Annotated in this window: 21 protein-coding genes; 9 read left to right on the top strand and 12 right to left on the bottom strand. The window is 67.5% G+C overall.

What is annotated here, in order from left to right; genetic code table 11:
- Positions 1-2: 2 nt before the first annotated feature.
- The 4 genes from GYM46_RS07360 to GYM46_RS07345 form a co-directional block, all read right to left on the bottom strand.
- Positions 3-800 (bottom strand): exodeoxyribonuclease III, encoded by a 798-nt coding sequence (locus GYM46_RS07360; protein WP_008263611.1) that lies wholly within the window; start codon positions 798-800, stop codon positions 3-5.
- Between the two features lie 236 nt (positions 801-1,036).
- Positions 1,037-1,720: a LolA family protein gene (locus GYM46_RS07355; protein WP_008260462.1), complete on the bottom strand. Its 684-nt coding sequence runs from the start codon at positions 1,718-1,720 to the stop codon at positions 1,037-1,039.
- 185 nt (positions 1,721-1,905) lie between these two features.
- The gene (locus GYM46_RS07350) at positions 1,906-4,320 is read right to left on the bottom strand and encodes an FtsK/SpoIIIE family DNA translocase (RefSeq protein WP_008261373.1); all 2,415 of its coding nucleotides are present in this window, start codon (positions 4,318-4,320) and stop codon (positions 1,906-1,908) included.
- A gap of 89 nt (positions 4,321-4,409) precedes the next feature.
- Positions 4,410-5,501, bottom strand: a complete 1,092-nt coding sequence (locus GYM46_RS07345) for an Acg family FMN-binding oxidoreductase (RefSeq protein ID WP_008264146.1) — start codon at positions 5,499-5,501, stop codon at positions 4,410-4,412.
- Between the two features lie 127 nt (positions 5,502-5,628).
- On the opposite strand from GYM46_RS07345, the gene GYM46_RS07340 reads away from it, so the two are divergent.
- Positions 5,629-6,882 carry a UbiH/UbiF/VisC/COQ6 family ubiquinone biosynthesis hydroxylase gene (locus GYM46_RS07340; RefSeq protein WP_008260365.1) on the top strand — a complete coding sequence of 418 codons (1,254 nt, stop codon included), beginning with the start codon at positions 5,629-5,631 and terminating at the stop codon, positions 6,880-6,882.
- On the opposite strand, the gene GYM46_RS07335 is transcribed toward GYM46_RS07340, so the two are convergent.
- From GYM46_RS07335 to dapF, 5 genes are all read right to left on the bottom strand, one after another.
- Positions 6,879-7,694, bottom strand: coding sequence for a transglutaminase family protein (locus GYM46_RS07335; RefSeq protein ID WP_008264241.1), 816 nt, complete (start codon positions 7,692-7,694; stop codon positions 6,879-6,881). The two genes, GYM46_RS07340 and GYM46_RS07335, sit on opposite strands and share 4 nt — an antisense overlap.
- Positions 7,695-7,703: 9 nt before the next feature.
- On the bottom strand, positions 7,704-8,126 hold the full coding sequence (locus tag GYM46_RS07330) for a YraN family protein (protein WP_008262070.1): 423 nt from the start codon (positions 8,124-8,126) through the stop codon (positions 7,704-7,706).
- Positions 8,123-8,995, bottom strand: a complete 873-nt coding sequence (gene rsmI, locus GYM46_RS07325) for a 16S rRNA (cytidine(1402)-2'-O)-methyltransferase (RefSeq protein WP_008261545.1) — start codon at positions 8,993-8,995, stop codon at positions 8,123-8,125. The genes GYM46_RS07330 and rsmI overlap by 4 nt, the downstream gene beginning before the upstream one ends.
- A gap of 2 nt (positions 8,996-8,997) precedes the next feature.
- Positions 8,998-11,355: an NADP-dependent malic enzyme gene (locus tag GYM46_RS07320; protein ID WP_008262109.1), complete on the bottom strand. Its 2,358-nt coding sequence runs from the start codon at positions 11,353-11,355 to the stop codon at positions 8,998-9,000.
- A 143-nt stretch (positions 11,356-11,498) separates the two neighbouring features.
- Positions 11,499-12,329, bottom strand: a complete 831-nt coding sequence (dapF, locus tag GYM46_RS07315) for a diaminopimelate epimerase (protein WP_040349865.1) — start codon at positions 12,327-12,329, stop codon at positions 11,499-11,501.
- Positions 12,330-12,369: 40 nt separating this feature from the next.
- Between dapF and GYM46_RS07310 the strand changes: the two genes are divergently transcribed.
- The 4 genes from GYM46_RS07310 to GYM46_RS07295 all read left to right on the top strand — a co-directional run bounded on the left by GYM46_RS07310 (position 12,370) and on the right by GYM46_RS07295 (position 18,606).
- A complete protein-coding gene (locus GYM46_RS07310; protein WP_008261921.1) occupies positions 12,370-13,161 on the top strand; it encodes a potassium channel family protein in 792 nt (263 codons plus the stop codon).
- A gap of 93 nt (positions 13,162-13,254) precedes the next feature.
- Entirely contained in the window at positions 13,255-15,414 is a 2,160-nt protein-coding gene (locus GYM46_RS07305) for a prolyl oligopeptidase family serine peptidase (RefSeq protein WP_008258906.1), read from the top strand.
- 152 nt (positions 15,415-15,566) lie between these two features.
- A complete protein-coding gene (locus tag GYM46_RS07300) occupies positions 15,567-17,786 on the top strand; it encodes a prolyl oligopeptidase family serine peptidase (RefSeq protein WP_008260098.1) in 2,220 nt (739 codons plus the stop codon).
- 67 nt (positions 17,787-17,853) lie between these two features.
- Positions 17,854-18,606, top strand: a complete 753-nt coding sequence (locus tag GYM46_RS07295) for a DUF1223 domain-containing protein (RefSeq protein ID WP_008261898.1) — start codon at positions 17,854-17,856, stop codon at positions 18,604-18,606.
- 132 nt (positions 18,607-18,738) lie between these two features.
- On the opposite strand, the gene GYM46_RS07290 is transcribed toward GYM46_RS07295, so the two are convergent.
- Both GYM46_RS07290 and glpK read right to left on the bottom strand, forming a co-directional pair.
- The gene (locus tag GYM46_RS07290) at positions 18,739-19,812 is read right to left on the bottom strand and encodes a phosphotransferase family protein (protein ID WP_008262234.1); all 1,074 of its coding nucleotides are present in this window, start codon (positions 19,810-19,812) and stop codon (positions 18,739-18,741) included.
- Positions 19,813-19,845: 33 nt separating this feature from the next.
- A complete protein-coding gene (glpK, locus tag GYM46_RS07285) occupies positions 19,846-21,357 on the bottom strand; it encodes a glycerol kinase GlpK (RefSeq protein ID WP_008260358.1) in 1,512 nt (503 codons plus the stop codon).
- A 45-nt stretch (positions 21,358-21,402) separates the two neighbouring features.
- Here glpK and GYM46_RS07280 point away from each other — a divergent pair, with 45 nt between their 5' ends.
- The 3 genes from GYM46_RS07280 (at position 21,403) to GYM46_RS07270 (ending at position 24,307) form a co-directional block, all read left to right on the top strand.
- Positions 21,403-22,383, top strand: coding sequence for a threonine ammonia-lyase (locus GYM46_RS07280; RefSeq protein WP_008261339.1), 981 nt, complete (start codon positions 21,403-21,405; stop codon positions 22,381-22,383).
- Positions 22,384-22,446: 63 nt separating this feature from the next.
- Positions 22,447-22,914 carry a MaoC family dehydratase gene (locus GYM46_RS07275; protein WP_040349167.1) on the top strand — a complete coding sequence of 156 codons (468 nt, stop codon included), beginning with the start codon at positions 22,447-22,449 and terminating at the stop codon, positions 22,912-22,914.
- A 235-nt stretch (positions 22,915-23,149) separates the two neighbouring features.
- Complete coding sequence (locus GYM46_RS07270; RefSeq protein WP_008260682.1) at positions 23,150-24,307, top strand: outer membrane beta-barrel protein; 1,158 nt, start codon at positions 23,150-23,152, stop codon at positions 24,305-24,307.
- A 444-nt stretch (positions 24,308-24,751) separates the two neighbouring features.
- On the opposite strand, the gene GYM46_RS07260 is transcribed toward GYM46_RS07270, so the two are convergent.
- Entirely contained in the window at positions 24,752-25,426 is a 675-nt protein-coding gene (locus GYM46_RS07260) for an OmpA family protein (RefSeq protein WP_008261238.1), read from the bottom strand.
- A 254-nt stretch (positions 25,427-25,680) separates the two neighbouring features.
- Between GYM46_RS07260 and GYM46_RS07255 the strand changes: the two genes are divergently transcribed.
- Positions 25,681-26,592, top strand: coding sequence for an isopenicillin N synthase family dioxygenase (locus tag GYM46_RS07255; RefSeq protein ID WP_040349866.1), 912 nt, complete (start codon positions 25,681-25,683; stop codon positions 26,590-26,592).
- Positions 26,593-26,600 lie beyond the last annotated feature (8 nt).

Genomic DNA, 26,600 nt, shown 5'->3' with positions numbered 1-26,600 from the left:
GGTCAGACGTCCAGATCGACCGTGACCGGGGCGTGATCCGACGGGCGGTCCCATTCGCGGACGTCATCGTGGATTCGGGCGGTGTCTTTGGCCACGGCTGGAGTGAGGCCCGGCGAGGTCCAGATGTGGTCCAGGCGGAGGCCGCGATTGGACTTGCGGAAGTCGGCGGCGCGATAGCTCCACCAGCTGGCCAGCTTTTGCGGCTCCGGGAATCGGTCCCGCAGCACGTCGGCGAAGCCGCCTGTGGCCTGGAGCCGGTTCAGGGTCTCGACCTCGATCGGCGTGTGGCTGACGATCTTGGACATGTAGCGATGGTTGAAGACGTCGCCCTCGCCCGGGGCGATGTTGAAGTCGCCGGCCATGACCAGGGGGCGCGACTTGTCCTGTCTGGCGACGATGGCGGTCAGCTGTTCGTAAAAGTCCATCTTGTGATCGAACTTGGGGTTCAGGGTCCGATCAGGGACGTCCCCGCCGGCGGGTATATAGAAGTTCTGAACATCGATCCCGGCGACCTGGGCGGAGACGCAGCGCGCATGGCCCAGTTTGCAGACCTGGAAGGTGTCGCTGTCCTCCAGCGGCAGGCGCGAGGCGATGGCCACCCCGTGCCAGCCCTTCTGGCCAGCCACGCGCAGGTGGGGCATTCCCATGTCCTCAAAGGCGGCGCGCGGAAATTGATCGGTCGTGCACTTGATCTCCTGCAACAGCAGGACGTCGGGCGCGCGTTCGGCGACGAATCGGGCGACCTGGTCGATGCGCAGGCGGACGGAGTTGATGTTCCAGGTGGCGAGGCGAAGGGTCATGCCCCGCCATAGCAGGCCTCGGCGCATAAAAAAGGCCCGGCCGCTACGGGCCGGGCTTATAAAAGGTGATCGTCTCTCTCGCCGCCGGGAGGGGGATGCATCCGAGGCGGTAGAACGGCCGCCGCCGCTCTGTGCTTCTAATGTCACGGCAAAAAGAAAAGGTCAAATTGTCATATTTGATGTTTGGCTGTGATTATCCGGCAACGGACGGATAGTGTTGATCCTTGAAGCCAGACTCAGTTGCGGCCGGGGCGACGGGTCGGATCCCGGAGCTGAAACAGGCTGGAAGCCAGGTTCGAGGCTGGCTGAAGCGCTGTCAGCTGGGTGCGGGTGCGGGCGCCCTGTGCGTCCGTAATGGTCCATTCATGCAGCCGCATCGGATCGCCGGCGAAGGCCAGAACGACCGCACCGTCGTTGGGACGACCGGAATCGCGCGCGGTGATCGCGAAGGCGCCGGAGCTCATCCGCGTGACACGGTCGATGCGGACGCCCTGGTCCAGACGGACATTGCGCGCCAGGAAGGTGGACAGGGGCGTGCGGCCCAGAGGCACCTGCTGGAAATTGTTGAGGCGCGGGTCATAGCGTTTGACGTTGTAGCCGTCCGACACCACCAGAAGTCCGGCCGGACTGGTGTATTCGAACCTCATCTTGCCCGGACGCTGCAGATAGAAACGGCCTTCACGACGTTGACCGCCCGGACCCGTCTCGACGAAGGTCCCCTGGGCCGAGGTCAGGGTCTGCAGATAGGCTTGAGCCTGCTGCACCACGGCGCGGTCTTCGGCGGACAGGTTGGACTGGGCCTGGGCCGTATCGAAGACGCCAAGCGCCGCGAAGCCGGTCAGGAGGCCTGCGCCCAGCAGCAGCCGACGGCGCTGGAAATCGGCGGGGGCGAGGGCGAGGGTCTTGGCGTGGGCGGTCATGAAGTCAGTCTCCCGTTCGGGACGGTTGTCGATCCTGCCGTCTTGCCCGGTCGGCTTGGCGTCGGAATGACGCGAGCCTGACCATATTCCGGCGCTCCGATGAAGTCCTGTTCATCGAAATGCTGAAGCTTGCGACGGCAGCGGGAGGGGTAACGGGCTTGGACGCCGCCTGTTCCGATGCGGCGTCACGCCATCGGCGGCGGACCGGCCAGGACATCGCGCTTGCCCGCGTGGTTGGCCGGGCTGACCACGCCTTCCTGCTCCATCCGCTCGATCAGCGAGGCGGCGCGGTTGTAGCCGATCTGCAGCCGGCGCTGGACGTAGCTGGTCGAGGCCTTGCGGTCCCGCGTCACCACGGCCACGGCGCGGTCATACAGGTCATCGCCGGAGCCGCCGCCCCCTTCATCCATCGCCCCGTCGGCATCGCCGTCCGGTTCGTCGGTGATCAGGTCCAGATAGTCGGGCTCGGCCTGGGCCTTCAGGTGTTTGCAGACGTCCTCGACTTCCTTGTCGTCCACGAAGGGGCCGTGCAGGCGGGTGATCCGCCCGCCGCCGGCCATGTAGAGCATGTCGCCCTGGCCCAGCAGCTGTTCGCCGCCCTGTTCGCCCAGGATGGTGCGGCTGTCGATCTTGGAGGTGACCTGGAAGCTGATCCGGGTCGGGAAGTTGGCCTTGATGGTGCCGGTGATGACGTCGACCGACGGGCGCTGCGTCGCCATGATCAGGTGGATGCCGGCGGCGCGGGCCATCTGGGCCAGGCGCTGGACGGCGCCCTCGACGTCCTTGCCGGCGACCAGCATCAGGTCGGCCATCTCGTCCATGACCACGACGAGGAAGGGCAGGGGCTCGGGCCGGATCTTCTCGGATTCATAGACCGGGCGGCCCTGATCGTCGAAGCCGGTCTGGACCGTGCGCTCGAAATGCTCGCCCTTCGCCTGGGCTTCGCGGGCGCGCTCGTTGTAGGAGGCGATGTTGCGCACGCCCAGTTTGGACATGCGGCGATACCGGTCCTCCATCTCGCGCACCGTCCATTTCAGGGCGACGACGGCCTTCTTCGGGTCGGTGACGACCGGGGCCAGCAGGTGCGGGATGCCGTCATAGACCGACAGCTCCAGCATCTTGGGGTCGATCATGATGAAGCGGCACTCGGCCGGGCTGTGGCGATACAGGATCGACAGGATCATGGCGTTGACCCCCACCGACTTGCCCGAGCCGGTGGTGCCCGCGATCAGCAGGTGGGGCATCCGCGCCAGGTCGGCGACATAGGGTTCGCCGCCGATGGTCTCGCCCAGGGCCAGGGGCAGCAGGTGGCCCTTCTTGTCGTATTCGGCGCTGGACAGCAGATCGCGCAGATAGACGGTCTCGCGCTTGGCGTTGGGCAGTTCGATGCCGATCGCGTTGCGGCCCTGGACCACCGAGATGCGGCAGGCGCGCGCGGACATGGAGCGGGCGATGTCGTCGGCCAGGGCCACGACGCGGCCGTGTTTCACGCCGGGAGCAGGCACCAATTCGTAGAGTGTGACGACAGGGCCGGGGCGAATCTGGTCGATCACGCCGCGCACGCCGAACTCCTGCAGCACGCCTTCCAGCATCTTGGCGTTCTGCTTCAGCGAGTGCTCGTCCACCGAGGCGACGCGCTGGGCCGGTTTGGTCAGTATGCCCAGGGGCGGCAGATCGAAGGCGCCTTCTGGCCGAACGAAGTCGAAGGCCTGCTGGTCTGTGTCGTCCTTGCGGGCCTTGGGCGCCTTGGGCGCAGCGACGCGGGGCTCGATCGGCCGGGCGGCCGAGGGGCGGGGCGCCGCCTGAGCCGGTTCGTCTTCCCACGGGGGCAGGTCGTCATAGGCGGTCTGAGGGGTGTCGGCCGAACCGGAGTCCGTCGCGACATCGTCGAGGCTTGCGGCTGCGCGAGGTTCGGCTTTGGGCTTGGCCGCGGCGCGGGGGCGGGGCGTCTTGACCGCAGGGGCGGGGGGGGCGGGCGGACGACGCAGCGACCGGCCCCAGTGCAGGGCGTCCACGAAATCCATGGCTCGCAGGCCGATTGCGAAACCGGTCAGCCACAGGCCGCCGATCAGGAAGACCAGACCGGCGATGATCCGTCCGCCGGGAATGCGCAGGGCGCCTATGCCCTGGGCCGTCAGGCCGGTGAAGCCGTCGCCCCACAGACCGCCCAGTCCGGCGGCCAGGGGCCAGGCGGCGGGCGCGGCCAGGGCGGCGAGGGCGCCGGACAGCAGCAGCACCCCGCCCGTCGCGGCCAGAGCCTTCAACGGTGTCGGCTTCAACCGCTGCTGGATGGCGTCGCCGACCGCACGGGCCAGACCAAAGGCGACCAGCAGCAGGGCGGCGGGCCAGGCGGCCAGACCCAGCGACTGCATGAACAGATCGGCGAACAAAGCGCCATTGGCGCCCAGCCAGTTGGTGGTCGGCAGGCTGGAAGCCGCGTTCAGGCTGGCGTCCGCAGGGTTCCACGAGATCAGGGCGACCAGAAGCAGGGTCGCCAGCAGGGCCTGAAGCATGCCCCGGAAGCGCACCACGAAGGGCGCGCCCCACAGGATGCGGGTGCTGATCCAGGCCTGACGGCCGACGGCGAGGGCGGTGGACATGAAAGGCGTGACCTTCAGGGCGGCTGACGTTCGACCGCCCTTGTCGCACCTTCAGGGTTAAGAGGTTGTTTACCAGCCGTCCCCAGCCGTCAGAGGATCACCGCCTCGACGGAGCGACGCGGGGACAGAGGCAGGGTCGGACCGAAGCCGAGCCGCAGCACCAGGTTCGGACGTTTGTCGCCTTCGCCGACCAGGGCGGCCAGTTCCGGGCGCAGGGCTGCGACCTCGACCGGCTGATTGACGAAGGCGTGGCGAAGCCCCAGGCCCGTCGCAGCCAGCATCAGTCTCTGGCAGGCCCGGCCGACGGCGATCCAGTGGGCGGGATCGGATCGTTCCGCCACGAAGACGGCCACGGCGGCGGACGAGGCGATCTGGGCCTCATAGCGGGTGTTTTCGCTCGCGGCTGTAAAGAACCGGTCGAAAGCGAGCCGGCCCAGGCCATCGGGCAGGACGGGACTGCCGCTGGACGCCGAAAACAGGCCGTCGCCCTGGCGCAGGGCGGCGCGGGGATTGAAGCGCAGCCAATGTTTCAACTCGGCCATGAAGGCGGGATCGGCCATCTGGGCGGTGTTGCCGGCGACCACCAGTTCGCGGACGCGATCCAGGCTGGGCCGGTCGGTCAGAAGATGAAAGGCGACGCCGGGCGCCGTGGTCGCCTGACGCAGTCGGGCCAGCGCGCTCGGCGGTATGGGATGGCCGTCATAGATGGTGCGGCTGGAGCGTCGAGCTGGAATGGCGGCGAACAGGGGATCCGGTTGGGCGGCTCCGGAGGTGAAGCTGTAGCGCAGGCTGCGTCCGTCAGCGCCCAAAGCCAGTTCGCCGGGGCGGCCGGTCGCGGCGGCGGCGATGCGCAAATTCTCGGCCGCACAGCCCAGGCTGACGAACAGATGGTGGTCATCGGGATCGACCGCCGGCGTCCGGCGGGTCAGGTCGGGCAGGATGTCGACGGCGCCGTCGGAGAGGCGAAAGCGCCAGGGTTGGGTGTTGTGACCGCTGGCCGCCAGGGCGGCGTACCGGACCAGTTCAGTCACGGGGGGAGCGTCCGTCAAGGGGGCGCGAAACCGGGCCGTGAGACGGTCGTAGTCGCCGCTTGATCCTGTGGATGTCCGCCAAGCGAAGCCGCCCGCCGCGCCCAGGGCGAGCGTTGCGCCGGCGCCGATCAGAATCCGTCGTCTGTTCATCCTGGCCTCCTGCCGCGCTATCCGTGGGGCAGTCGTCGGGCGAAAGCCTTGACCGAGGTCAAGGCCTGTCGGCGTTGCGACGATTTCCCGTCTGGACGTTTCGGTCTTCGGGCGCGACAAGCCTGCCATGGCAGACACCGAACGCTACGACATCATCATCGCCGGTGCGGGGTTGAGCGGGGCGGCGTTCGCCCTGGCGGCGGCCCAGGCCGGGTTGAAGGTGGTCCTGGTCGATCCGCAGCCGTTCAGCGCACAACTTGCGCCGACGTTCGACGGCCGTTCGACGGCCGTGGCCTTTTCGACCTTCCGCATGTTGGACGCCCTGGGCCTGGGCCAGTCCCTGCGGCCCCACGCCTGCCGGATGGACCATATCCTGGTGACCGACGGCCGTCGGCCGGGCGCGGCCAGCCGGTCGGCCTCGCCGGCCTTCCTGCGGTTCGACGCCGACGAGATAGGCGGCCGCACGGGCGGCGAGCCGCTGGGCTATATGGTCGAGAACCGCCGCATCCGCGTCGCCCTCGCCGAGGCGGTGACGGCGGCGGGGATTGAGGTTCGGGCGCCGTCCTCCGTCGCCAGTGTCCAAACCGACGTCGGCAAGGCGACCGTGACCCTGGCGGACGGCGCGACCCTGATTGCGTCTCTGGTGGTGGGGGCGGAAGGGCGGGGTTCGACGGTTCGACGGGCCGCCGGCATAGACACCGTCGGCTGGGCCTACGGCCAGAGCGGGGTGGTGGCCACGGTGCGGCTGGGCCGCGATCATGGCAATGTCGCCCACGAATATTTCCTGCCCAGCGGCCCCTTCGCCATCCTGCCGCTGACGGATCAACGCGCGAGCCTGGTCTGGACCGAGACCACACGCCGGGCCGAGGCCCTGCGCGACGCCTCCGACGCAGCCTTCCAGTCCCATCTGATGCGGCGGTTCGGCGATTTTCTGGAGGGTGTCACGGTCGAGGGGCCGCGTTTCGTCTATCCGCTGTCGCTCAGCCTGGCCGAGAAGATCGTCGCGCCGCGCATCGCCCTGATCGGCGACGCGGCCCACGGCGTGCACCCGGTGGCCGGCCAGGGCTTGAACATGGGCTTGAAGGACGCGGCGGCCCTGGCGGAGGTCCTGGCCGAGGCCGCGCGTCTGGGCGAAGATATCGGGGCCGAGACGGTGTTGGAACGTTACGCCCGCTGGCGCCGGTTCGACACGGCGGCCCTGGCGGCGGGGTTCGACGCCTTCGTGCGGCTGTTCTCCAACGACATCGCCCCGGTGCGGATCGCGCGCGATCTGGGCATGGCGGCGGTCAATCGCATCGGGCCTTTGCGTCGGGCCTTCATGCAGGAAGCCGGCGGGGCGACTGGGGATTTGCCGAAGCTGCTGCGCGGCGAGGCGGTCTAGTTCAGCCGCAGCCGCACGCGTTCGAAGGTCGAACTGCGCCGCGCCTCCTCGACGCCGTCCAGGCCGTGAGCCCGGGACAGGGCCTGGAGCGAGCCGGTCAGGGCGCCCTGTTTCTCGCGCGCGGCGGCGACGTCCAGCCAGGGCCGATGATCGTCGGGGTCCAGCAGGGCGCGGCGCAGGGCCGAGCGTTCGGCGGAGTCATAGTCGCGGCTGTGGATGGCGCGGCTGAACAACATGTTCTGCAGCCGGATCAAGGTCTGGCGGTCGGTCACCGGCGCCATCAGTATGTCCAGACGGTCGGCGACATGCGGCGTCAACCCGGCGCGTAAGGCGCGGCGCGTCAGTTCGCTGGGCATGACCAGCCGCCCCTGACTGAAGGGGTCCAGGGCCACCGGTCCCTCGGCCGTCTCGACACGGACCAGAAAATGGCCCGGGAAATCCACACCCGCCGCCTTGAGTCCCGCCGCTCGGGCCGCGTGCAGATAGAAGACCGCAAGCGCCGCCGACAGACCGCGCCGACGCTCGGCGACCGCGATGATGTCGGTGTTGTCGGGATGGTCGTAGTGCAGCAGGTCGCCGTTCAGCCGCAGGTCGGCCGCCATGGTCTCGGACAGGGCGTCGTCGGGGCCTTCTGCGCCGATCCGTTCCTTCAGCCGTTCGCAGGCGCCGTGGGCCAGGGTGCGGACGGGCTCGGCGTCGCGCAACGGATTGTCGTGAATGGCGCAGGCGATCGCGGCCTCCAGCAGCGGGAAGCCGTCGTCGCCAGCCGCTCCGGCCGACGTCAGGATGGCCTCGGCCTTCTCCCGCGTCATGCGATCCTTTCAGCCCCCGCCATGTCTCTGGACGCCGCGAAGATGACGCGGAAACCGGCCAGGAGCCAGCGCCACCATATCAATTCTCAAATCAAGAGGTTGCAGGGCCGGCCGATTGCGTCGGACGGCCTCGCCCGCCGCGATCAGTCGATCATGCTGGGCCGGCTTCAGAGCCAGGAGCGCGGCGTTCAGGGTGGTGCGACGTTTGACCTCGACCACGGCCAGAATCCGGCCGCGTCGCGCCAGCAGGTCGATTTCACCGGACCGGGTCTTCAGGCGGAAGCCCAGCACCTGATAGCCCTTGAACATCAGCCACAGGGCGGCGACCCATTCGGCCGCATGGCCGGCCTTGAAGGCGGCGCCGCCCTTGGCCTGACGCCACGCCGCCTTGGGGCGTCGCTTCGGCGCCGGGCGGGGCAGGCGGGCGTTCACTTGCCCTGGAGCTCCAGAGCCCGGCGGTAAAGAGGCTTGCGGGGCAGGTCCAGGGCGCGCGACACCTCTGACGCCGCTTCGCCGGGCGCCAGACGGGTCAGGGCCTCGGCCAGGGCCGCATCGGCATCTGCAGCCGAGGCGACCTCTGCTTCGCCGGGGCCGACCACCACGACGATCTCGCCCTTGGGACCGTCGAGTTTGGGGTGGACCGCCAGTTCGTCCAGCGGGCCGCGCACGCATTCCTCGAACAGTTTCGTCAATTCGCGCGCCACGGCGGCGGGGCGCGGTCCCAGGACGGCGGCCATGTCCGTCAGACTGTCGCGCAGACGCGGCCCGCTCTCGAAGAAGACCAGGGTCTGGCGCTGGCTTTTCAGGTCTTCCAGCATCGACTTGCGGCCGGCGGTCTTGGGCGGCAGGAAGCCGGCGAACAGGACCCGGTCGGCGGGCAGGCCGGCGATGCACAGGGCGGCCAGCAGGCTGGACGGACCGGGGATCGGATGGACCGGCAGCCCCTCGGCGATCACGGCCCGGGCGACGACGAAACCGGGGTCCGACACCAGCGGCGTGCCCGCGTCCGAAACCAGGGCCACCACCTCGCCGTTCCTGAGCCGTTCGATGGCCAGTTCAGCCGCGCGGGTCGAAGCGTGATCGTCGCAGCGTTCAAGCTTCGCCTTCAGCCCGTATGCGGTCAGCAGTTTGGCGGTGACGCGGGTGTCCTCGGCCAGGACCAGGTCGGCGGCGGCCAGGACGTCCAGCGCCCTCAGCGTCATGTCGCGCAGATTCCCGATCGGCGTCGCCACCAGATAGAGACCCGGCTCCACCCGCCGGGGCGGGGGGGCGGTGGGCGGGAAGGGGCCGGGTTCGCTCATGATCAGACGGTGGGGGGCACCGCAGTGGTGGTCTTCTCGACCGCCGCTGCGGGCGGCCGCGGCGCCGAGGTCAGGCCCGACCCCTGGAAGGCGGGACCGGCGTCATAGGCGGCGAAGGTGGCGGCGGTGATGATCTCGCTGACCGAGGCGCCCAGGGAGACGATCTGCACCGGCTTCTCCAGCCCGACCAGCAGGGGGCCGATCACCGTGGCGCCGCCCAGGGCCTGGACCAGTTTGGTCGAGATGGCGGCTGAATGAATGGCGGGCATGACCAGGACGTTGGCCGGCTTGGTCAGGCGGTTGAAGGCGTAGGCCGGGTGGCCCTTGGGATCCAGCGCCACCTCCGGCGGCATTTCGCCCTCGTATTCGAAATCGACGCCCTTCTTGTCCAGGATGCGGATGGCCTCGCGCACCTTTTCGGCCCGGTCGCCGGGCGGATTGCCGAAGGTCGAATAGCTGAGGAAGGCGACGCGCGGATTGCGGCCCAGCCTGCGCACGGTCTCGGCCGCCTTGACGGCGATGTCGGCCAGTTCGGCGGCGTCCGGCAGTTCGTGGATGGTGGTGTCGGCCACGAACAGGGTGCGGCCCTTGGCCAGCAGGATCGACAGGCCGATCAGGGTGTCCTCGACGTCCAGCACGCGCTGGACCTCCTTCAGGGCCATGTTGAAGTTGCGGGTCACGCCCGCGACCATGGCGTCGGCCCGACCCTTGGCCACCAGGGTGGCGGCGAAATAGTTGCGGTCCTGGTTGATCATCCGCGCGACGTCGCGGCGCAGATAGCCCCGGCGCTGCAGCTTCTCGTACAGCCAGTCGGTGTCCTCGACATTGTGTTCGGAGACGCGGGCGTTCGTGATCTCAATGCCCAGGTCATCGAAATTCAGACCGGCCTCGGCGGCGTTCTGACGGATCAGATCCTCGCGGCCGACCAGGATGGGCGTGCCCAGATCGGCCTGTTTGAAGCCCCAGGCGGCGCGGATGACCGCCAGTTCTTCGCCCTCGGCGAAAACAACGCGCTTGTTCGGTCCGCCGCGCACCGCCGAGTTGATCTTCTGCATCAGGGCGGCGGACGGATCGACGCGCGAGCGCAGGGCGTTGCGATAGACGTCCATATCCTCGATCTGGACGCGGGCCACGCCGGTATCCATCGCCGCCTGGGCGATGAAGGGCGGGATGTACCAGATCAGGCGCGGGTCGAACGGGGTGGGGATGATATAGTCGGGGCCGAACTTCAGCTTGCGGCCACGATAGGCGGCGGCCACCTCGTCGGGCACATCCTCGCGGGCCAGGGCCGCCAGGGCCTGGGCGCAGGCGACCTTCATCTCGTGGTTCACCCGACGGGCGCGCACATCCAGGGCGCCTCGGAACAGATAGGGGAAGGCCAGGACGTTGTTGACCTGGTTCACATAGTCCGAGCGGCCGGTGGCGATGATGGCGTCGGACCGGACTGACTTGACGTCTTCCGGCGTGATCTCGGGATCGGGGTTGGCCATGGCGAAGATGATCGGATTAGGGGCCATGGAGGCCACCATCTCCTTGGTGATCGCGCCCTTGGCCGACAGGCCCAGGACGACATCGGCCCCGACCATGGCCTCGGCCATGGTGCGCAGGGGGGTGTCGGTGGCGTGGGCGGCCTTCCATTGGTCCATGCCGTGTTCGCGGCCCTGATAGACGACGCCGTCCCGATCGCAGATGACGGTGTTCTCGGCCTTGACCCCGGCGGCCTTCATCAGGGCGATCGAGGACAGGCCGGCCGCGCCCGCGCCCGACAGAACCACCTTGACCTCGTCCAGCCGTTTTCCGGCGACGTGGCAGGCGTTGATCAGGCCGGCGGTCGAGATGATGGCCGTGCCGTGCTGGTCGTCATGGAAGACGGGGATGTCCAGCAGGTCCTGAAGCTCGCTCTCGATGACGAAGCACTCGGGGGACTTGATGTCCTCCAGATTGATGCCGCCCCAGGTGTCGCCGATGTTCTTGACGACGGTGATGAATTCGTCCGGATCGGTGGTCTTGACCTCGACGTCGAAGCTGTCGACGTCGGCGAAGCGCTTGAACAGGACCGACTTGCCCTCCATCACCGGCTTGGAGGCCATGTGGCCCAGATTGCCCAGGCCCAGGATGGCGGTGCCGTTGGAGATGACGGCGACCAGATTGCCCTTGGACGTATATTCGTAGGCCTTGTCCGCATCGGCGGCGATGGCAAGGACCGGCACGGCCACGCCCGGCGAATAGGCCAGCGACAGGTCGCGCTGGGTCGCCATCGGCTTGGTCGGGGCCATCGAGATCTTGCCCGGGGTCGGGAAGAGGTGGAAGTCCAGCGCCTCCTGGTCGGAGAAGGTCTGTTTTTCGGTTTGATCGGGCATCGGGGGCGTCCAGGGCGTCAGCGGGGCTGTAACCGTTCGTGTCCTAGAGCGTGGGAAGGGCTGCGCCAAGCCTTGACCCCCCGGAAGGCGTACAGACCTGTTCCGAAGCTTCCGTTGGCGTCAACGTCAACCGGCCACGCCGCCTAGAAGGACAGCGCGCCCGTGCGTTCGATCTCGACAGGGCCGGTCATCAGGACATGGTCGGTCGCCGGGTCCCAGTCGATCACCAGTTCGCCGCCGTCGACGACGACGGTGGCCTTGCGATCCGTCAGGCCTCGCCGGGCCGCCGCGACCTGGGCCGCGCAGGCGCCGGTGCCGCAGGCCTTGGTCAGGCCGGCGCCCCGCTCCCAGACGCGCAGACGGATGTGGTCGCGGTCCAGCACATGAGCGAAACCGACGTTCACGCCCTCGGGAAACAGGGGATGATGTTCGACCAGGGAGCCGGAGCCGGTGACGAAGCCGTCGTCCTGGCGGTCGGTGAAGAAGACGACGTGCGGATTGCCCATCGAAACGGCGCCGGGCGTGTGCAGCAGGGGGGCGTCGATGGGGCCGACCTGAAGCTCGATGCCGCGGGTGTCCATCTCCTCGGCCAAGGGCACCTGGGTCCAGTCGAGGCGCGGGCGGCCCATGTCCACCGTGACCCGGCGGTCGCCCGCACGTGTGGCGGTGGTGGGGCCGGCTGCGGTGTCGATCGTGACCCTGTCGCCGCCGCCGGCCTCCATCAGCAGCCAGCCGACGCAGCGCAGGGCGTTGCCGCAGGTCTCCACCATGGAGCCGTCGGCGTTCCACACCCGCATGAAGGCGTCGGCGGTCTCGGACGGCTCGATGGCGATCAGCTGGTCGAACCCCTCGCCCGAGGCGCGGTCGGCCAGGGCGCGGATCTGGTCCTCGGTCGGACGAAACGGCGTTTCCAGCGCGTCGATGACGATGAAGTCATTGCCGGCGCCGTTCATCTTGATGAAAGGACGGGTCATGCAGGCCATATAGGCCTATCCCCGTCGTCCGGAAACCACTGTGTCCCAGAGCGAAACCGACCCCAAGGACGGCCTGAGGCTGCGCGCGCGGCTGCGATACCTGTATCACGGCGGCCAGCCGGCGGCGGTGAAGTTCCGGTTGACGGTCATTGTCATCGACTTCGCCATCATCGCCTTCTTCCTGGCGGCGCCGATCCTGAAGAACATGGGCTGGGCCTTCTATGTGCTCGACTATCTGATCGCCGCCCTGCTGGCGGTCGATCTGGCGGCGCGGGCCTACGCCTATTCCGACATCAAGGACTGGCTGAAACGGCCGATCGTCTGGCTGGACCTGTTTATTCTGGCGACCCTGCTGTTCCCGGCCTGGCTGTTCAACCTCGGCTTCCTGCGTATGCTGCGGCTGTGGACCCTGCTGAACTCCGACTTCTTCTGGCGGACGGTCGGCGCGCGGTTCGACGACACCCGGGTCGAGGGGATCGTGCGCGCGCTTTCGGGCCTGGTGACCTTCGTCTTCGTCGTGACCGGCTTCGTCTATGCGACCTTCCGGGGGCATGACGGGATCAGCGGCTATATCGACGCCCTCTATTTCACCGTGGCGACCCTGACGACGACCGGGTTCGGCGACGTCACCCTGCCGGGGCCGCTGGGCAAGCTTCTGTCCATCGCCATCATGCTGGTGGGGATCACCCTGTTCCTGCGTCTGGCCCAGGCCCTGATCAAGCCGCACAAGGTTCGTTTCCCTTGCGACCGATGCGGCCTTCAGACCCATGACCCGGACGCCGTCCACTGCAAGGCCTGCGGAAATCTGATCTGCATCCCGGACGAGGGCTGAGACAAAGATGACAAAACCGTAAGGGCGGATTCGTCGCCTTGCCGCGCGGCGGACCGCCGTTAAGGTGCCCGTCTTCAATTCCGGGGACTGTCCATGATCCGCTCATCCGCCGCCGTGCTCGCGGCCCTTCTCGCCTCCACCAGCCTGACGTCGGTATCCATGGCCCAGACCGCTTCCTCCGCTCCCGCCTTCGCAACCAGCGAGGCGAGCGACCCCTATGTCTGGCTCGAGGACGTCGAGGGCGCGCGGGCCATGGCCTGGGTCAAGGACCACAACACCCATTCGCTGGGCGTGCTGCAAGGCGACCCCCGCTATGAGCCCTTGCACCAGCAGGCGCTAGCCATCGTACAGGCGCGCGACCGGATCCCGGCTCCGGGCTTCACCCATGACGGTCATATCGACAATTTCTGGCAGGACGCCCAGCATGTGCGCGGCGTCTGGCGACGCACGACGCTGGACTCCTACAAGACCGCCGAGCCCCAGTGGGAGACGGTGCTGGACATCGACGCCCTGGCCGAGGCCGAGAGCGCCAACTGGGTCTACAAGGGTTCGACCTGCCTGGCGCCCGAAGAGCGCTACTGCCTGATCAGCCTGTCGAACGGCGGCAAGGACGCCGTGACCCTGCGCGAGTTCGACAGCGTGACGCGCAGCTTCGTCGAGGGGGGCTTCGTCCTGCCGGAATCCAAGGGCGGCGCGACCTGGCTGAACAAGGACACCCTGCTGATCTCGCGCGATTTCGGCGTCGGCACCCTGACCAACTCCGGCTATCCGATGATAGTGAAGCGGATGATGCGCGGTCAGTCGCTGGATCAGGCCGACGTCCTGTTCATGGGCGAGCCGACCGACGTCTCGGTGTCCGGCTATACGCTGCGGGACGCCGACGGGGTGCTGAAGGCGACCCTGATCAACCGTTCGATCGACTTCTATTCGTCCGAGACCTATCGCGTCACCGACGACGGGGCGGTGGTGAAACTGGCCCTGCCGGCCAAGTCGGACATCACCGGACTGGTCGCCGGTCAGCTGGTGGTGTCGCTGAAACAAGACTGGACCGCGCCATCGGGTCAGGACTTCAAGAGCGGCAACCTGATCGCCTGGCCGCTGGACGCCTGGCTGGAAGACCAGGCCACGCCCGCCGTCCTGGTGCTGCGCCCGACCGAGCGTCAGGCGGTCGAGGGGGTCAACGCCACGCGCAACACCCTGGTCGTCGCCCTGTATGACAATGTTCGCGGTTCGGTGCGGATCTACCGGCCCGGCGAGACGGAATGGACCCATACGACCCTGGACCTGCCGCAGAACGTCTCGGTCGGCGTCGGCTCGGCGTCGGAGACCGACGACAAGGTCTTCGTCAGCGTCACCGGCTATCTGAACCCGTCCAGCCTGTGGCTGGCCGATGCGGCGACCGGCGCGGTCGATCAGGTCAAGTCGATGCCGGCCAAGTTCGACGCGACCGGCATGACGGTGGACCAGCATGAGGCCCGCTCGGCCGACGGGACCATGATCCCCTATTTCGTGGTCCATAAGGCGGACATGCCGCTGGACGGCTCCAATCCGACGCTGCTGTACGGCTACGGCGGGTTCGAAAGCTCGCTGTTGCCCGGCTATTCGGCGACGGTCGGCAAGCTGTGGCTGGAGCGGGGCGGGGTCTATGTCATCGCCAATACGCGCGGCGGCGGCGAGTTCGGTCCGCGCTGGCACGAGGCGGCTTTGCAGCAGAACCGCCAACGGGCGCACGAGGACTTCCAGGCCGTGGCGCTCGACCTGATCGCCCGCGATATCACCAGCCAGCCGAAGCTAGGGATCATGGGGGGCTCTCAAGGCGGCCTGTTCATGGGGGCGATGCTGACCCAGCGGCCGGATCTGATCAACGCGGCGGTCATCCAGGTGCCCCTGTTCGACATGCTGCGCTTCCACAAGCTGCTGGCCGGCGACTCGTGGAAGGGCGAGTACGGCGATCCGGACATTCCGGAACAACGCGCCTGGATCCAGGCCTATTCGCCCTATCAGAACCTGCGGGCCGGCCAGCCCTATCCCGAAGTCTTCATCCACACCTCGACCAAGGACGACCGGGTCCATCCAGGCCACGCCCGCAAGGCGGCGGCGCGTCTGGAAGAGCTGGGCTATCCGGTGCTGTTCTATGAGAACACCGACGGCGGCCATGCGGCAGGGGCGAACCTGCAAGAGACGGCGCGGCGGTTGGCGTTGGAATACACCTATCTGTCGCGCCGACTGATGGACACGCCGGCGCAGGAGTAAGGGCTTTTCTTTCCGCTCATCCCCGCGAAAGCCGGGACCCAGTCCTTTCGCAAGGTTCGGCGGCTGGGATCGAGTTCAGCACGAACGGGCGACGCCGAACGCCCAAAGGTCTGGGTCCCGGCTTTCGCGGGGATGAGCGGAGAGTTTGAGCCATGCGTCACCTGATCCTGTCCGCCGCCATTCCGGCGCTTCTGCTCGGCGCCTGCGCGAGCAATCGGAACATGGAAGAGTATTTCTCCCCCATGACCGTCGCTTCGGAGACTTCCCCGCCCCACTTCCCCCGCGACCTGACCCCGGCCGGTGTGGCGGCCGCCGACGACCATCTGGCGCTGGAGCAGGTGGACGGGGCCGAGGCCATGGCCTTCGTCGCCGAGGAGAACCGCAAGTCGCTGGCCGTCCTGACCGGCGATCCCCGCTACGAGACCTTCCGCGCCGAGGCCCAGGCCATCCTGACCGCCACCGACCGCATCCCCGGCCCGTCCTTCCTCGGCGACGGGATCGGCAATTTCTGGCAGGACGCGGCCAATCCCAAGGGCGTCTGGCGGCGCACGACGCTGGACAGCTACCGCACCGCCACCCCGCAGTGGGAGACACTGCTGGACATCGACGCCCTGTCCAAGGCCGAGGGCAAGGACTGGGTGTTCAAGGGCGCCGACTGTCTGGCGCCCGACGAGACCCGTTGCCTGATCAACCTGTCCGACGGCGGCAAGGACGCGGTGGTGGTGCGCGAGTTCGACCTGACGACGAAACAGTTCGTGGACGGTGGTTTCAACCTGTCAGAGGGCAAGCACCGCATCGAATGGCTGGACCGCGACACGCTCCTGGTCGCCACCGACTTTGGCTCCGGAACAATGACCGAGTCCGGCTATCCCTTCATCGTCAAGACGTTGAAGCGCGGCCAGACCCTGGCCCAGGCGGTCGAGGTCTATCGCGGCGAACAGGGCGACGGCGGCTATGGCGTCAGCCCCGCCGTCTATCGCGACAAGGACGGCAAGGTCACAGCCGTCATAATCACCCGCCCGCTGGACACCTTCCGGTCGGAGACGTGGCAGTTGGTGGGGGAGCGAACCTACAAGCTCCGAATTCCCGAACGGGTAAGCATCTACGGCATGCTCGACGGCATGTTGGTCTTCACGCCCGAAGAGGTCTTTGGCCGGGATCTTCTCGGATATGGCGGCGGGCCTGCCGGAGCCCTGATGGCGATGCCATTGGACAGCTTACATGACCGGCCTGACGGTTCTTGGGCGGGACCGAGTCATCAGGCGGCACAGGTCTTCGTTCCAACCCCACGGCAAGCCATCGCCGATGTCAGGGTGCTTTCTGATCGGATCGTCGTCGCCATAAACGACAATGTCAGCGGTCGCCTCTCGATATTCACGCCTCAAGGCGAGTTCCCCTGGCACGAGCGGTCCGTCGCCGTGCCCGAAAACCTGGCCGTTGGATTAGGCGACTCGTCCAAGTCGCGGGGCGAGGTTTTCGTCTCGACCCAGGGCTTCCTCGTTCCGCCGACCCTCAGCCTTGCTGATGCGGATGCGGCGACCCTGACCCCGCTGAAGTCCGCTCCGGCCAAGTTCGACGCCTCGACCCATGTGACCGAACAGTACGAGGCCACCTCGACCGACGGGACCAGGATCCCCTATTTCATCACCCGGCCGCGCGACATGAAGCTGGACGGGTCGAACCCGACCATCATGCTGGGCTACGGCGGGTTCCAGGTCAGTCTGAACCCGGCCTACAAGCCCGAGATGGGCAAGCTGTGGCTGGAGCGGGGCGGGGTCTTCGTCCAGGCTAATATCCGTGGCGGCGGCGAGTTCGGTCCCGACTGGCACCAGGCGGCCCTGGACGGAAACCGCCAGCGCGCCTTCGACGACTTCGCCGCCGTGGCGCGTGATCTGGAACAGCGGGGCGTCACCAGCCCGCGCCGTCTGGGCATCTACGGCCGCTCGAACGGCGGGGTCCTGACCAGCGTGTCGATCACCCAGCATCCCGAACTGTTCAATGCGGCTGTGATTGAGAGCCCGCTGGTCGATATGCTGCGTTATCACGAGCTGCCGGCCGGCGCCTCGTGGATCGGCGAATACGGCGATCCGCGCATCCCCGAAGAAGCCGAGTGGATCGCCCGATATTCCGCCTATCAGCAGCTGCGGCCGGACGTGACCTATCCCCGCGTCTATCTGACCACCAACACCCGCGACGACCGGGTCCACCCGGGCCACGCGCGCAAGTTCGCCGCCCGTCTGGGCGACCAGGGCCATGACCATCTCTATTACGAGGATACGGCCGGTGGTCACTCCAACGACGCCGATCCGGTGGCCAACGCCCGTCGCTGGGCCCGTCACTATGTCTATCTGTCGCAACAACTGATGGATTGAGGCCTGGGGCTGCGGGTCACGCACTTATGACTCCCGGCCGCATCTGCGCGGGCTAAAGAACGTCGCCATGAGAAACAGGGTCTGGATCATCGCAGCGACGGTCATGACGGGCGTTCTGTTGTCCGTCGGGTCAGTCGCCCAGCCTGTCGGGGCGCGGGGCAAGCCCGTGCGCGCGGCCGCCACGGCCGGCTCGCCGGTGGTGGTCGAACTGTTCACCGCCCAGGGCTGCGGCGGCTGTGTCGAGGCGAATGCGGTGGTCGAGCGGGCGGCGGGCGAGCCGGGGGTCATCGCCCTGACCTATGGCGTCGACTACTGGGACTATCTGGGTTGGACCGACACCTTCGCCCGGCCCGAGTTCGTGCAGCGCCAGCGCGCCTATCGCGCCGCTTTGCGCCAACGCGGCGTGTCCACGCCCCAGGTGGTGATCGACGGCCGCCGCCAGGTTTCCGGCGCGCGTGGACTGGAGCTGGAACACGCCATCGTGGAGGAGGCGAGCCGCCGTATCTGGCCGCCCGAGATCGAGTTCCGCGAGACCGGCGATCAGGTCGGGATCGGTTCGGGCCGCCCGCCGTCGGGCGGCGCGGAGGTGCTGGCCGTCACCTATACGCCCGGCCCCCAAATGGTCGAGGTCAGCCGTGGCGAGAACCGGGGGCAGACCGTACGTCACGTCAATGTGGTGCGGGATATCGTGAATCTCGGCGATTGGCGCGGCCGCCCCATCCTGTTTGATCTGCCCCAGACGCATGGCGGAGACGCCGTGGTGGTGATGATCCAGGGCAAGACGGATCGCCGCATCCTGGGCGCCGCCGTCAGAAATTGAACCGCGCCTACTGGGACGTCGGGCAGGACGCGCTGACGGGGTTTGGGCCTGTCGCCGGCAACCGGTCGTTCGGCGCGTGAGGCTCAGGGGCGGATAGAGCTGCAGGGGCCGGCAGGGGCCGGCCGGGGGGTTCTAGGCACCCGCCTTCTTCGCAAAGCCCCAGGCCGCGTCACTGAGCGGCCCGACCTGGGCGGCCATGGTGCGGGCGTGGGCGCTGGCCGCTGTGCCGTCGCGGACGCGACCGGCGATGCCCTGGCAGATGGCCGCCAGCCGGAACAGATTATAGGCGTACAGCCAGTCCAGATTGGCGGGCCGCATCCCGGTCGCCACCGCATAGCGTTCGACTGTTTCCTCGACGGAGGGAATCCCCAGAGCCTCCAGGTCGGCGCCGGCCAGGCCATTGCGCAGGGACGCCGGAATGGCCCAGGCGATCAGCAGATAGGAGAAGTCGGCCATTGGATCGCCCAGGGTCGACAGCTCCCAGTCCAGCACGGCCCGAACCTCGGCCGCATCCGGCGCCAGGATCAGATTGTCCAGCCTGAAGTCGCCGTGGACGATGCGGCTGGGCCCCTCGGGCGGCAGACTGTCCGGCAGGAAGGCGATCAGCCGATCCATGGACGGGATCGGCTCGATCTCGGAAGCGCGATACTGTTTGGTCCAGCGGCCGACCTGGCGGGCGAAATAGTTGCCGGCCTTGCCATAGTCCGACAGGCCGATGGCGTCGGGATCGAAAGCGTGCAGCCGGGCCAGGGCGTCCGTCTGGGCCTCATAGACGGCGCGACGTTCCGCCGGCGTCAGGCCGGGCAGCTTCAGGTCCCAGAATATCCGCCCCTCGACCTTGTCCATCACATAGAAGATCGAGCCGATGACGGTCTCGTCCATGCACAGGGCGTGCGGCCGGGCGACTGGAAATCCCTGGGCGGCGAGGGCTGAGATGACCTGGAATTCGCGGTCCACCGCATGGGCGCTGGGCAGCAGGACGCCGGGCGGCTTGCGGCGCAACACATAGGCGGCGCCGGGCGTGGTCAGCTCATAGGTCGGGTTCGACTGGCCGCCCTTGAACTGGCGCATCGTCAGCGGACCGAAGTAGCCAGCGACATGGACGGCCATCCAGGCGTCCAGAGCCTCCTCGTCAAGCCGATAGCGGGGATCGACCTCACGTGTGCCGGAAAAAGCCGTCTGGGCGTCGATTGTAGCGTCGGTCATGGGCGGCCTGTTGTTTCCTGCACCGGCCCCGTCTTATGCGCGGTCCGGCGCGGCGATGATGGCGGCCTTTACGGCGCGGCGCCAGCCGGAAAGCAGGCGGTCGCGCTCCGCCGGTTTCATGCGGGGCGTCCAGCGGGCCGGGGCCTCGGTCGTGCGGGCCTTCAGATCGGGCAGAAGTCCGACGCCGAGGGCGGCGAGGCGGGCGGCGCCCAGGGCGGTCATTTCCTGGAAGGCCGGTCGTTCGACCTCGACTTCGCAGATGTCGGCGACGAACTGCATGGCGAAACTGTTGGCGGTGACGCCGCCGTCGACCTTCAGCGTCTTCAGCGGCGGGGCGCCGTCCTGGGCCAGGGCGTCCAGCAGGTCGCGTGTCTGATAGGCCAGGGCCTCCAGCGCCGCGCGGACGAAATGGGCCGGGCCGGAATCCCGCGTCAGCCCTACCACGGCGCCGCGCGCCTCGGGCTCCCACCAGGGCGCGCCCAGGCCGGTGAAACCGGGCACCATATAGACGCCGCCGTTATCGGCCAGGCCCTGCGCCATGGCCTCGGATTGGCGGGATTCCGAGATCAGCTTCACCCCGTCGCGCAGCCACTGGATCGCCGAGCCGGCCGAAAAGATCGAACCCTCCAGCGCATAGGCGGTCTGGCCTGCGGCCTGATAGCCCAGCGTGCCCAGCAGACGACGGGTCGAGGCGACGGGTTCCGGCCCGACATTGGCGACCAGGAAGGCCCCAGTGCCATAGGTGATCTTGGCGTCGCCGGGGTGCAGGGCTCCGTGCCCGACCAGGGCCGCCTGCTGGTCTCCTGCGGATCCGGCCAGGGGCAGAGCGCGGCCGAACAGGCCGGGCTCCGTCTCACCAATCACCCCTGCGCAAGGAACAATTGGGGGCAGGGCGGCGCGGGGCACGGCGAACAGGGCGCACAGATCGTCGCGCCATTCGACCGTCTTCAGGTCCATCAGGGCGGTGCGGGCGGCGTTGGAGGCGTCGGTGGCGTGGATCCGGCCGCCCGTCAGTTTCCAGATCAACCAGGCGTCGATCGTGCCCAGCTTGACCTCGCCCCGGATCGCCCGGTCGCGCGCCCCCGGCACGGCGTCCAGCAGCCAGGCGAACTTCGTCGCCGAGAAATAGGGATCCAGGATCAGGCCGGTCGCAGCCTGGACGGCGGGCTCGTGGCCTTCTGCGGTCAGTCGCGCAGTGACGGGGGCGGTGCGCCGGTCCTGCCAGACGATGGCGCGGTGCAGGGGCGCGCCGGTCCCTGCGTCCCACATCACGGCCGTCTCGCGCTGGTTGGTGAGGCCCACGGCGGCGAATCGATCGACGCCGCCCGCCTTCTGCACCACTTCGCGACAGGTCTGGAGCACGGCGGACCAGATCTCGGACGCATCATGCTCGACCCATCCGGACTGTGGGAAATGCTGGGCCAGTTCGATCTGGCTGACAGCCACGGGGCGCAGGCCCCCGTCGCGGACTTCGAAGGCGATGGCGCGGGTCGAGGTCGTGCCCTGGTCGATGGCGAGGATCAGGCTCAAGCGGTTTCTCTCCATATCGGCGCCTTACGCGGCGCTCGTACCCTGGGCTAAGGGGAGCATATGACGACGCACCTGCCCAGCTTTGAAGGCGTCCTTGACGCCGCCCGCCAGATCGACGGCGTCGCTGTCCGCACGCCGTTGATCGAAAGTCTCGCCCTGAACGCCGTGGTCGGCGGGCGGGTGCTGATGAAGGCCGAGAACCTGCAGCGGGCAGGGGCGTTCAAGTTTCGCGGGGCCTACAACCGCATCAGCCGACTGAACGCCGAGCAGAAGGCGCGCGGCGTCGTCGCCTTTTCTTCCGGCAATCACGCCCAGGGCGTGGCCGCCGCCGCCGCCTTGGTCGGGACGTCGGCGATCATCGTCATGCCGTCCGACTCGCCCCGGGTGAAGGTCGAGGGGGTGATCGGATTCGGCGGAGAGGTGCGGCTCTATGATCGCTGGACCGAGAGCCGAGAGGCCATCGGCGCCGCGATAGCAGCCGAGCGGGGGTCTGTTCTGGTCCCGCCGTTCGACGATCCCTTCATTATCGAGGGCCAGGGCACGGTGGCGCTGGAGATGTTGGACCAGGCGGATGCGCCGATGGACCAGCTTTTGTGCGGCGCCTCCGGCGGCGGGCTGATGGCCGGGATCAATCTGGTCATGGCTGAACGCAGTCCGCAGACGAAGGTGATCGTGGTGGAGCCCGAGGCCTATGACGACACCGCGCGGTCTCTGGCGGCGGGGGAGCGGGTTGGTCATCCGCAGGGCCCGCCGTCCATTTGCGACGCCCTGATGTCCCCGATGCCGGGCGTACTGACCTGGCCGATCAATCGGCGGCTGGCGGGTGCGCTCACGGTGTCGGATGCGGAGGTGGCCGAGGCGGTGCGGTTCGCCTTCCGTCACCTGAAGCTGGTCGTCGAGCCCGGCGGAGCGGTCTCCCTGGCCGCCCTGCTCTCCGGCAAGTCCGAGACGAAAGGACGAACCACAGGCATCGTCCTGTCCGGGGGCAATGTTGACGCAGTGCTTTATGGCGAGATCTTGGAAGGCCGTTTCGAGGGGTAGGTCTTTCCTTCCGGCATTGTCTCGGCCACCGTCGCTCAAACAGGAAAGTCGGGAAGGAATCTCATGGCGAAGACAGTGATGACGACGAGCGAGCTCCAGAGTTTGGTCGGCCAGCAGGTGGGAATCTCGAGGTGGTTCGAGGTCAGCCAAGCCAGGATCGACGCCTTCGCCGATTGCACCGAGGATCGGCAGTTCATCCATGTGGATCCCGAGGCCGCCCAGGCGACGCCGTTCGGCGGCGCCATCGCCCACGGTTTCCTGACCCTCAGCCTGGCGTCGGCGATGAGCTATGACGCTGTTGCGCCGCTTGAGGGTGCGGTGATGGGAATCAATTACGGATTTGACCGGCTCAGATTCCTGGCTCCGGTGCGGGCGGGGTCGAGGGTTCGGGGGCGGTTCCGGCTGCTGTCGGCGGAAGACAGGGGCGCAGGGCGCTGGCTGTTAAAGCATGAAATCACGGTCGAGATTGAAGGCGACGACAAGCCCGCCCTGATCACGGAATGGTTGGGAATGCAGGTGATGGCCGGCTAAATTCTCGTTCGGGGGTACGTGCCAGCGCCCCGGCGTTGTGTTCTCGCGGGGTCCAAAGTGCGTCCAAGCAATGGCTCAGAGACAATTTTACCTGTAGCATCAATAGCACGGTGATCAATTCAGCGCGCTTGTCCGCCTCGTTTTCGCCTCGACCTTCCACGGCAACGCTGGTAAGACCCGCGAAGGCGGTAGACCCGCCCGAATACAAACAGGCGGAGGGCTAATCCCCATGCGTATGAAGACTATCGTGCTGGCCTCCAGCGCAGCGGCCGCCCTGGCCCTGTCAGCTGGCGCGGCTTCGGCAGAACCTAACGGCTGGTACGGCGCGATCGACGCCGGTTACCACATGATCGACGACATCAACGCCGAATCGTCGACGACGGGCGCCAACTGGAACTATGAAGTGAACGACGGCTGGGCGGCTTTCGCCCGTCTCGGCTATCGCTTCAACCCCAACTGGCGCGTTGAACTCGAAGGCGGCTACCGCTCGGGCGACATCGGCACCGTGCGCGCCGTCTCCGGCACCCAGGGCCTGTGCAACCTGACCCCGGCGACCGGCGGCTGCTTCTCTCCGGAAGGCGACATCGAGTCGGCCACCCTGATGGCCAATGTCATCTATGATTTCGGCTATGAAGCCTGGGGCATCCGTCCCTTCGTCGGTCTCGGCGCCGGCGTGAACCGCGTCACCACCGACACCAACGGCAACCTGCGCGCCAACCGCGGCGCCACCTTCACCGCCGATGACGACTCGACCGAGTTCGCCGCTCAGGCGATCGCCGGTCTGGCCTGGGCTGTGGGCGACCGCACCAATATCGACCTGACCTACCGCTATCTGACGGGCGACGCCTCGTTCGCCTCGACCACGGTCGGCACCGGCGTCGGCGCGACCTCGTTCGGCGAATGGGATGGCGACTACGATCAGTCGCACACCGTGACCCTGGGTCTGCGTTACAGCTTCGGCGCTGAAGAAGCTGCACCGCCCCCGCCCCCGCCGCCCCCGCCGCCGCCCCCGCCTCCTCCGCCCCCGCCGCCGCCGCCGCCGGCTCCGGTCAAGCCGGCCGCGCGTGAGTTCGTGGTCTATTTCGACTGGGATCGTTCGGACCTGACGGCGGAAGCCCGCTCGGTCGTGACGCAAGCCGCGACCTACGCCAAGTCGGGCGCCGCGACGCGCGTCCTGATCGTCGGCTACACCGACACCTCGGGCTCGGCCGCCTATAACCTCGGCCTGTCGAACCGTCGTTCGCGCACCGTCGCGGACGCCCTGGTCGCCCAAGGCGTCAACGGCGGCGTCATCGCCCTGGACGGCAAGGGCGAAACCGCCCTGGCCAAGCCGACCGCTGACGGCGTGCGTGAGCCGCTCAACCGTCGCGCGACGATCAACATCAACTTCTAAGCCTGTCCCGACGGTCGGCCTGGTCTTTCAGGCCGACCAAAGACAGACAAGAAGGGTTGAAAGACTGAACGCCGTCTCCGCCTGGAGACGGCGTTTTTCTTGGCCTGAATGCGCCGCGACGGCCCGTCTTCAAGTTTCGGTTCAGTTGGCCGCTTGAGTCAGCAATGGCTGTGTGGATCCAGCCGATCGAGATTGACGCAACAACGCCTCGCCGGCGCCGATCACCAATGTCGCCGTCAGGACCGCACACACCACGGCGACAGCCGCAAGCTTGAGCGTTTGCGTGAACTCACGACCTTCCGGCGTCACTGGACTCTCCACCTCGACACCTCGCTCAAACATGAGGGGGCGCGTCGGCGCAAGTCACGGAACAGTGTCCATCCTGCGAAAAGGGGCGGCGCCCTGCGGCGCCGCCCCCTCGAGCTTCATCATTCTCGAACCTGATCAGCCCGTGAACGGCCGGATAAGGATCTCGACGCGACGGTTCTGAGCCTTGCCCTCCGGCGTGGCGTTGGAGGCCACCGGATTACGCGAGCTGTTGCCTGCAACGTAGAGCCGCTCGGCGATCACGCCGCGACGAACCAGTTCCGAAGCCACACTGGCGGCGCGACGCTCGGACAGGGGCTGATTGATGGCGTCTCCGCCGGTCGAGTCGGTGTGGCCGATCACGTCGATGGTTGAGCGGTCATATTCCTGAAGCACCCGCGCCACGTCGTCGAGCACCGGCAGGAAGCGCGGATCGATCGAGGATTGGTTGGTGGCGAAGGTCACATCCGACGGCATGCGCAGGACCAGGTTGTCGCCCTGGCGTGCGACGCCGACGCCGCTGCCGGACAGTTCAGCCTCCATGGCGCGCTGCTGGCGGTCCATGTACTGGCCCACGGCTGCGCCGCCCAGGGCGCCGACACCGGCTCCGATGAGAGCATTCTTGCGGCCTTGTTCGCCGTTTGAAGTGTTTGTCAGATACCCCAGCAGAGCGCCGCCCAATGCGCCTGCAATGGCGCCGGTGCCGGTGTTGTTGCGGGTCGGTGTCGAGCTGTAGGGGTCGGTCGTGGTGCAGGCCGCCGTTCCCAGCAGGGCTGCAATGGAAACGCTGGCGACAATGATCTTGGCGCGCATGGAATAATCCTTCCGAATTTCTGTCTGGCGTAAAACGCGCGCCTACTGTCAAGGTTCCAAGCTGTACCACAAGTGAACGAGCGCATTTTGCGCTCCACGGGCAGAGGGAGGGATCGCCCACGAACTGACACGGCCGCAGAATAGGCGTAAGGGAACCGCCGCACATTCTTTAGACCGAGGACGACGCCCCCGTGAGTTCGAGCCCCAACGAAACCGCCCCTGCCGTCCCCGTGCGCGCCGTCACGCCCGTGTCGATGAAGCGATATGACGCTGACTTCCAGGGGTTCAGCGACGCTCTGGGCGCCTCGTTCGTGGAGTATGGGTTCGCGGTGGTGGCGGACCATGCACTGGATGACGCCCGGATCGCAGCAGCTCTTGCTGACGCCAAAACCTTCTTCGCCCTGCCCGAGGCGGTGAAGCGCCAGTATCATCAACCGGGAACAGGCGGCGCGCGCGGCCTGACCCCGTTCGGCGTGGAAGCGGCCAAAGGAGCCGCGTCCGTCGATCTGAAGGAGTTCTGGCATGTCGGGCGCGAGTTGCCGGAGGGCCACCCCTATCGTCGTTTCATGCGCGATAATGTCTGGCCGGTGGAGACGCCCGGATTCAAGGCGAATGTCTATGGCCTGTACGAGGAGCTTGACGCCCTGGGGCGCAAGATCCTGAAGGCTATCGCCCGTTACCTGGACCTCGGGGACGCCTATTTCGAGGACAAGGTCGAGATGGGCAACAGCGTGCTCCGCCTGCTGCACTATCCGCCCGTGCCGGCTGATGCGCCGGGGGTGCGCGCCGGCGCGCATGAGGACATCAATGTCATCACCCTGCTGCTGGGGGCCGAGGAGGCGGGGCTGCAGCTGAAGGAGAAGGACGGCAGCTGGCTGGACATCGCGCCGCCGCCGGGGGCCCTGGTGATCAATATCGGCGACATGCTGCAACGGCTGACCAACCACGTCCTGCCGTCGACCACGCACCGGGTGGTCAATCCAGCGCCGGAGCGGCGTGGCTTCGCCCGCTATTCGACGCCCTTCTTCCTGCACTTCAATCCGGACTTCCCGATCGAGACCCTGCCCAGCACCATCACGCCGGATAATCCCGATCGCTATGCGGGCAAGACCATCCTGGCCGAGGACTATCTGACCGAGCGTCTGCGCGAAATCCGCCTGCTGTGAGGCCCATG

This window comes from Brevundimonas mediterranea, from assembly GCF_011064825.1.
Taxonomy (GTDB): domain Bacteria; phylum Pseudomonadota; class Alphaproteobacteria; order Caulobacterales; family Caulobacteraceae; genus Brevundimonas; species Brevundimonas mediterranea_A.
Note: the sequence above shows the minus strand (reverse complement) of the source record. Positions and strands in the feature narration are given on the sequence as shown.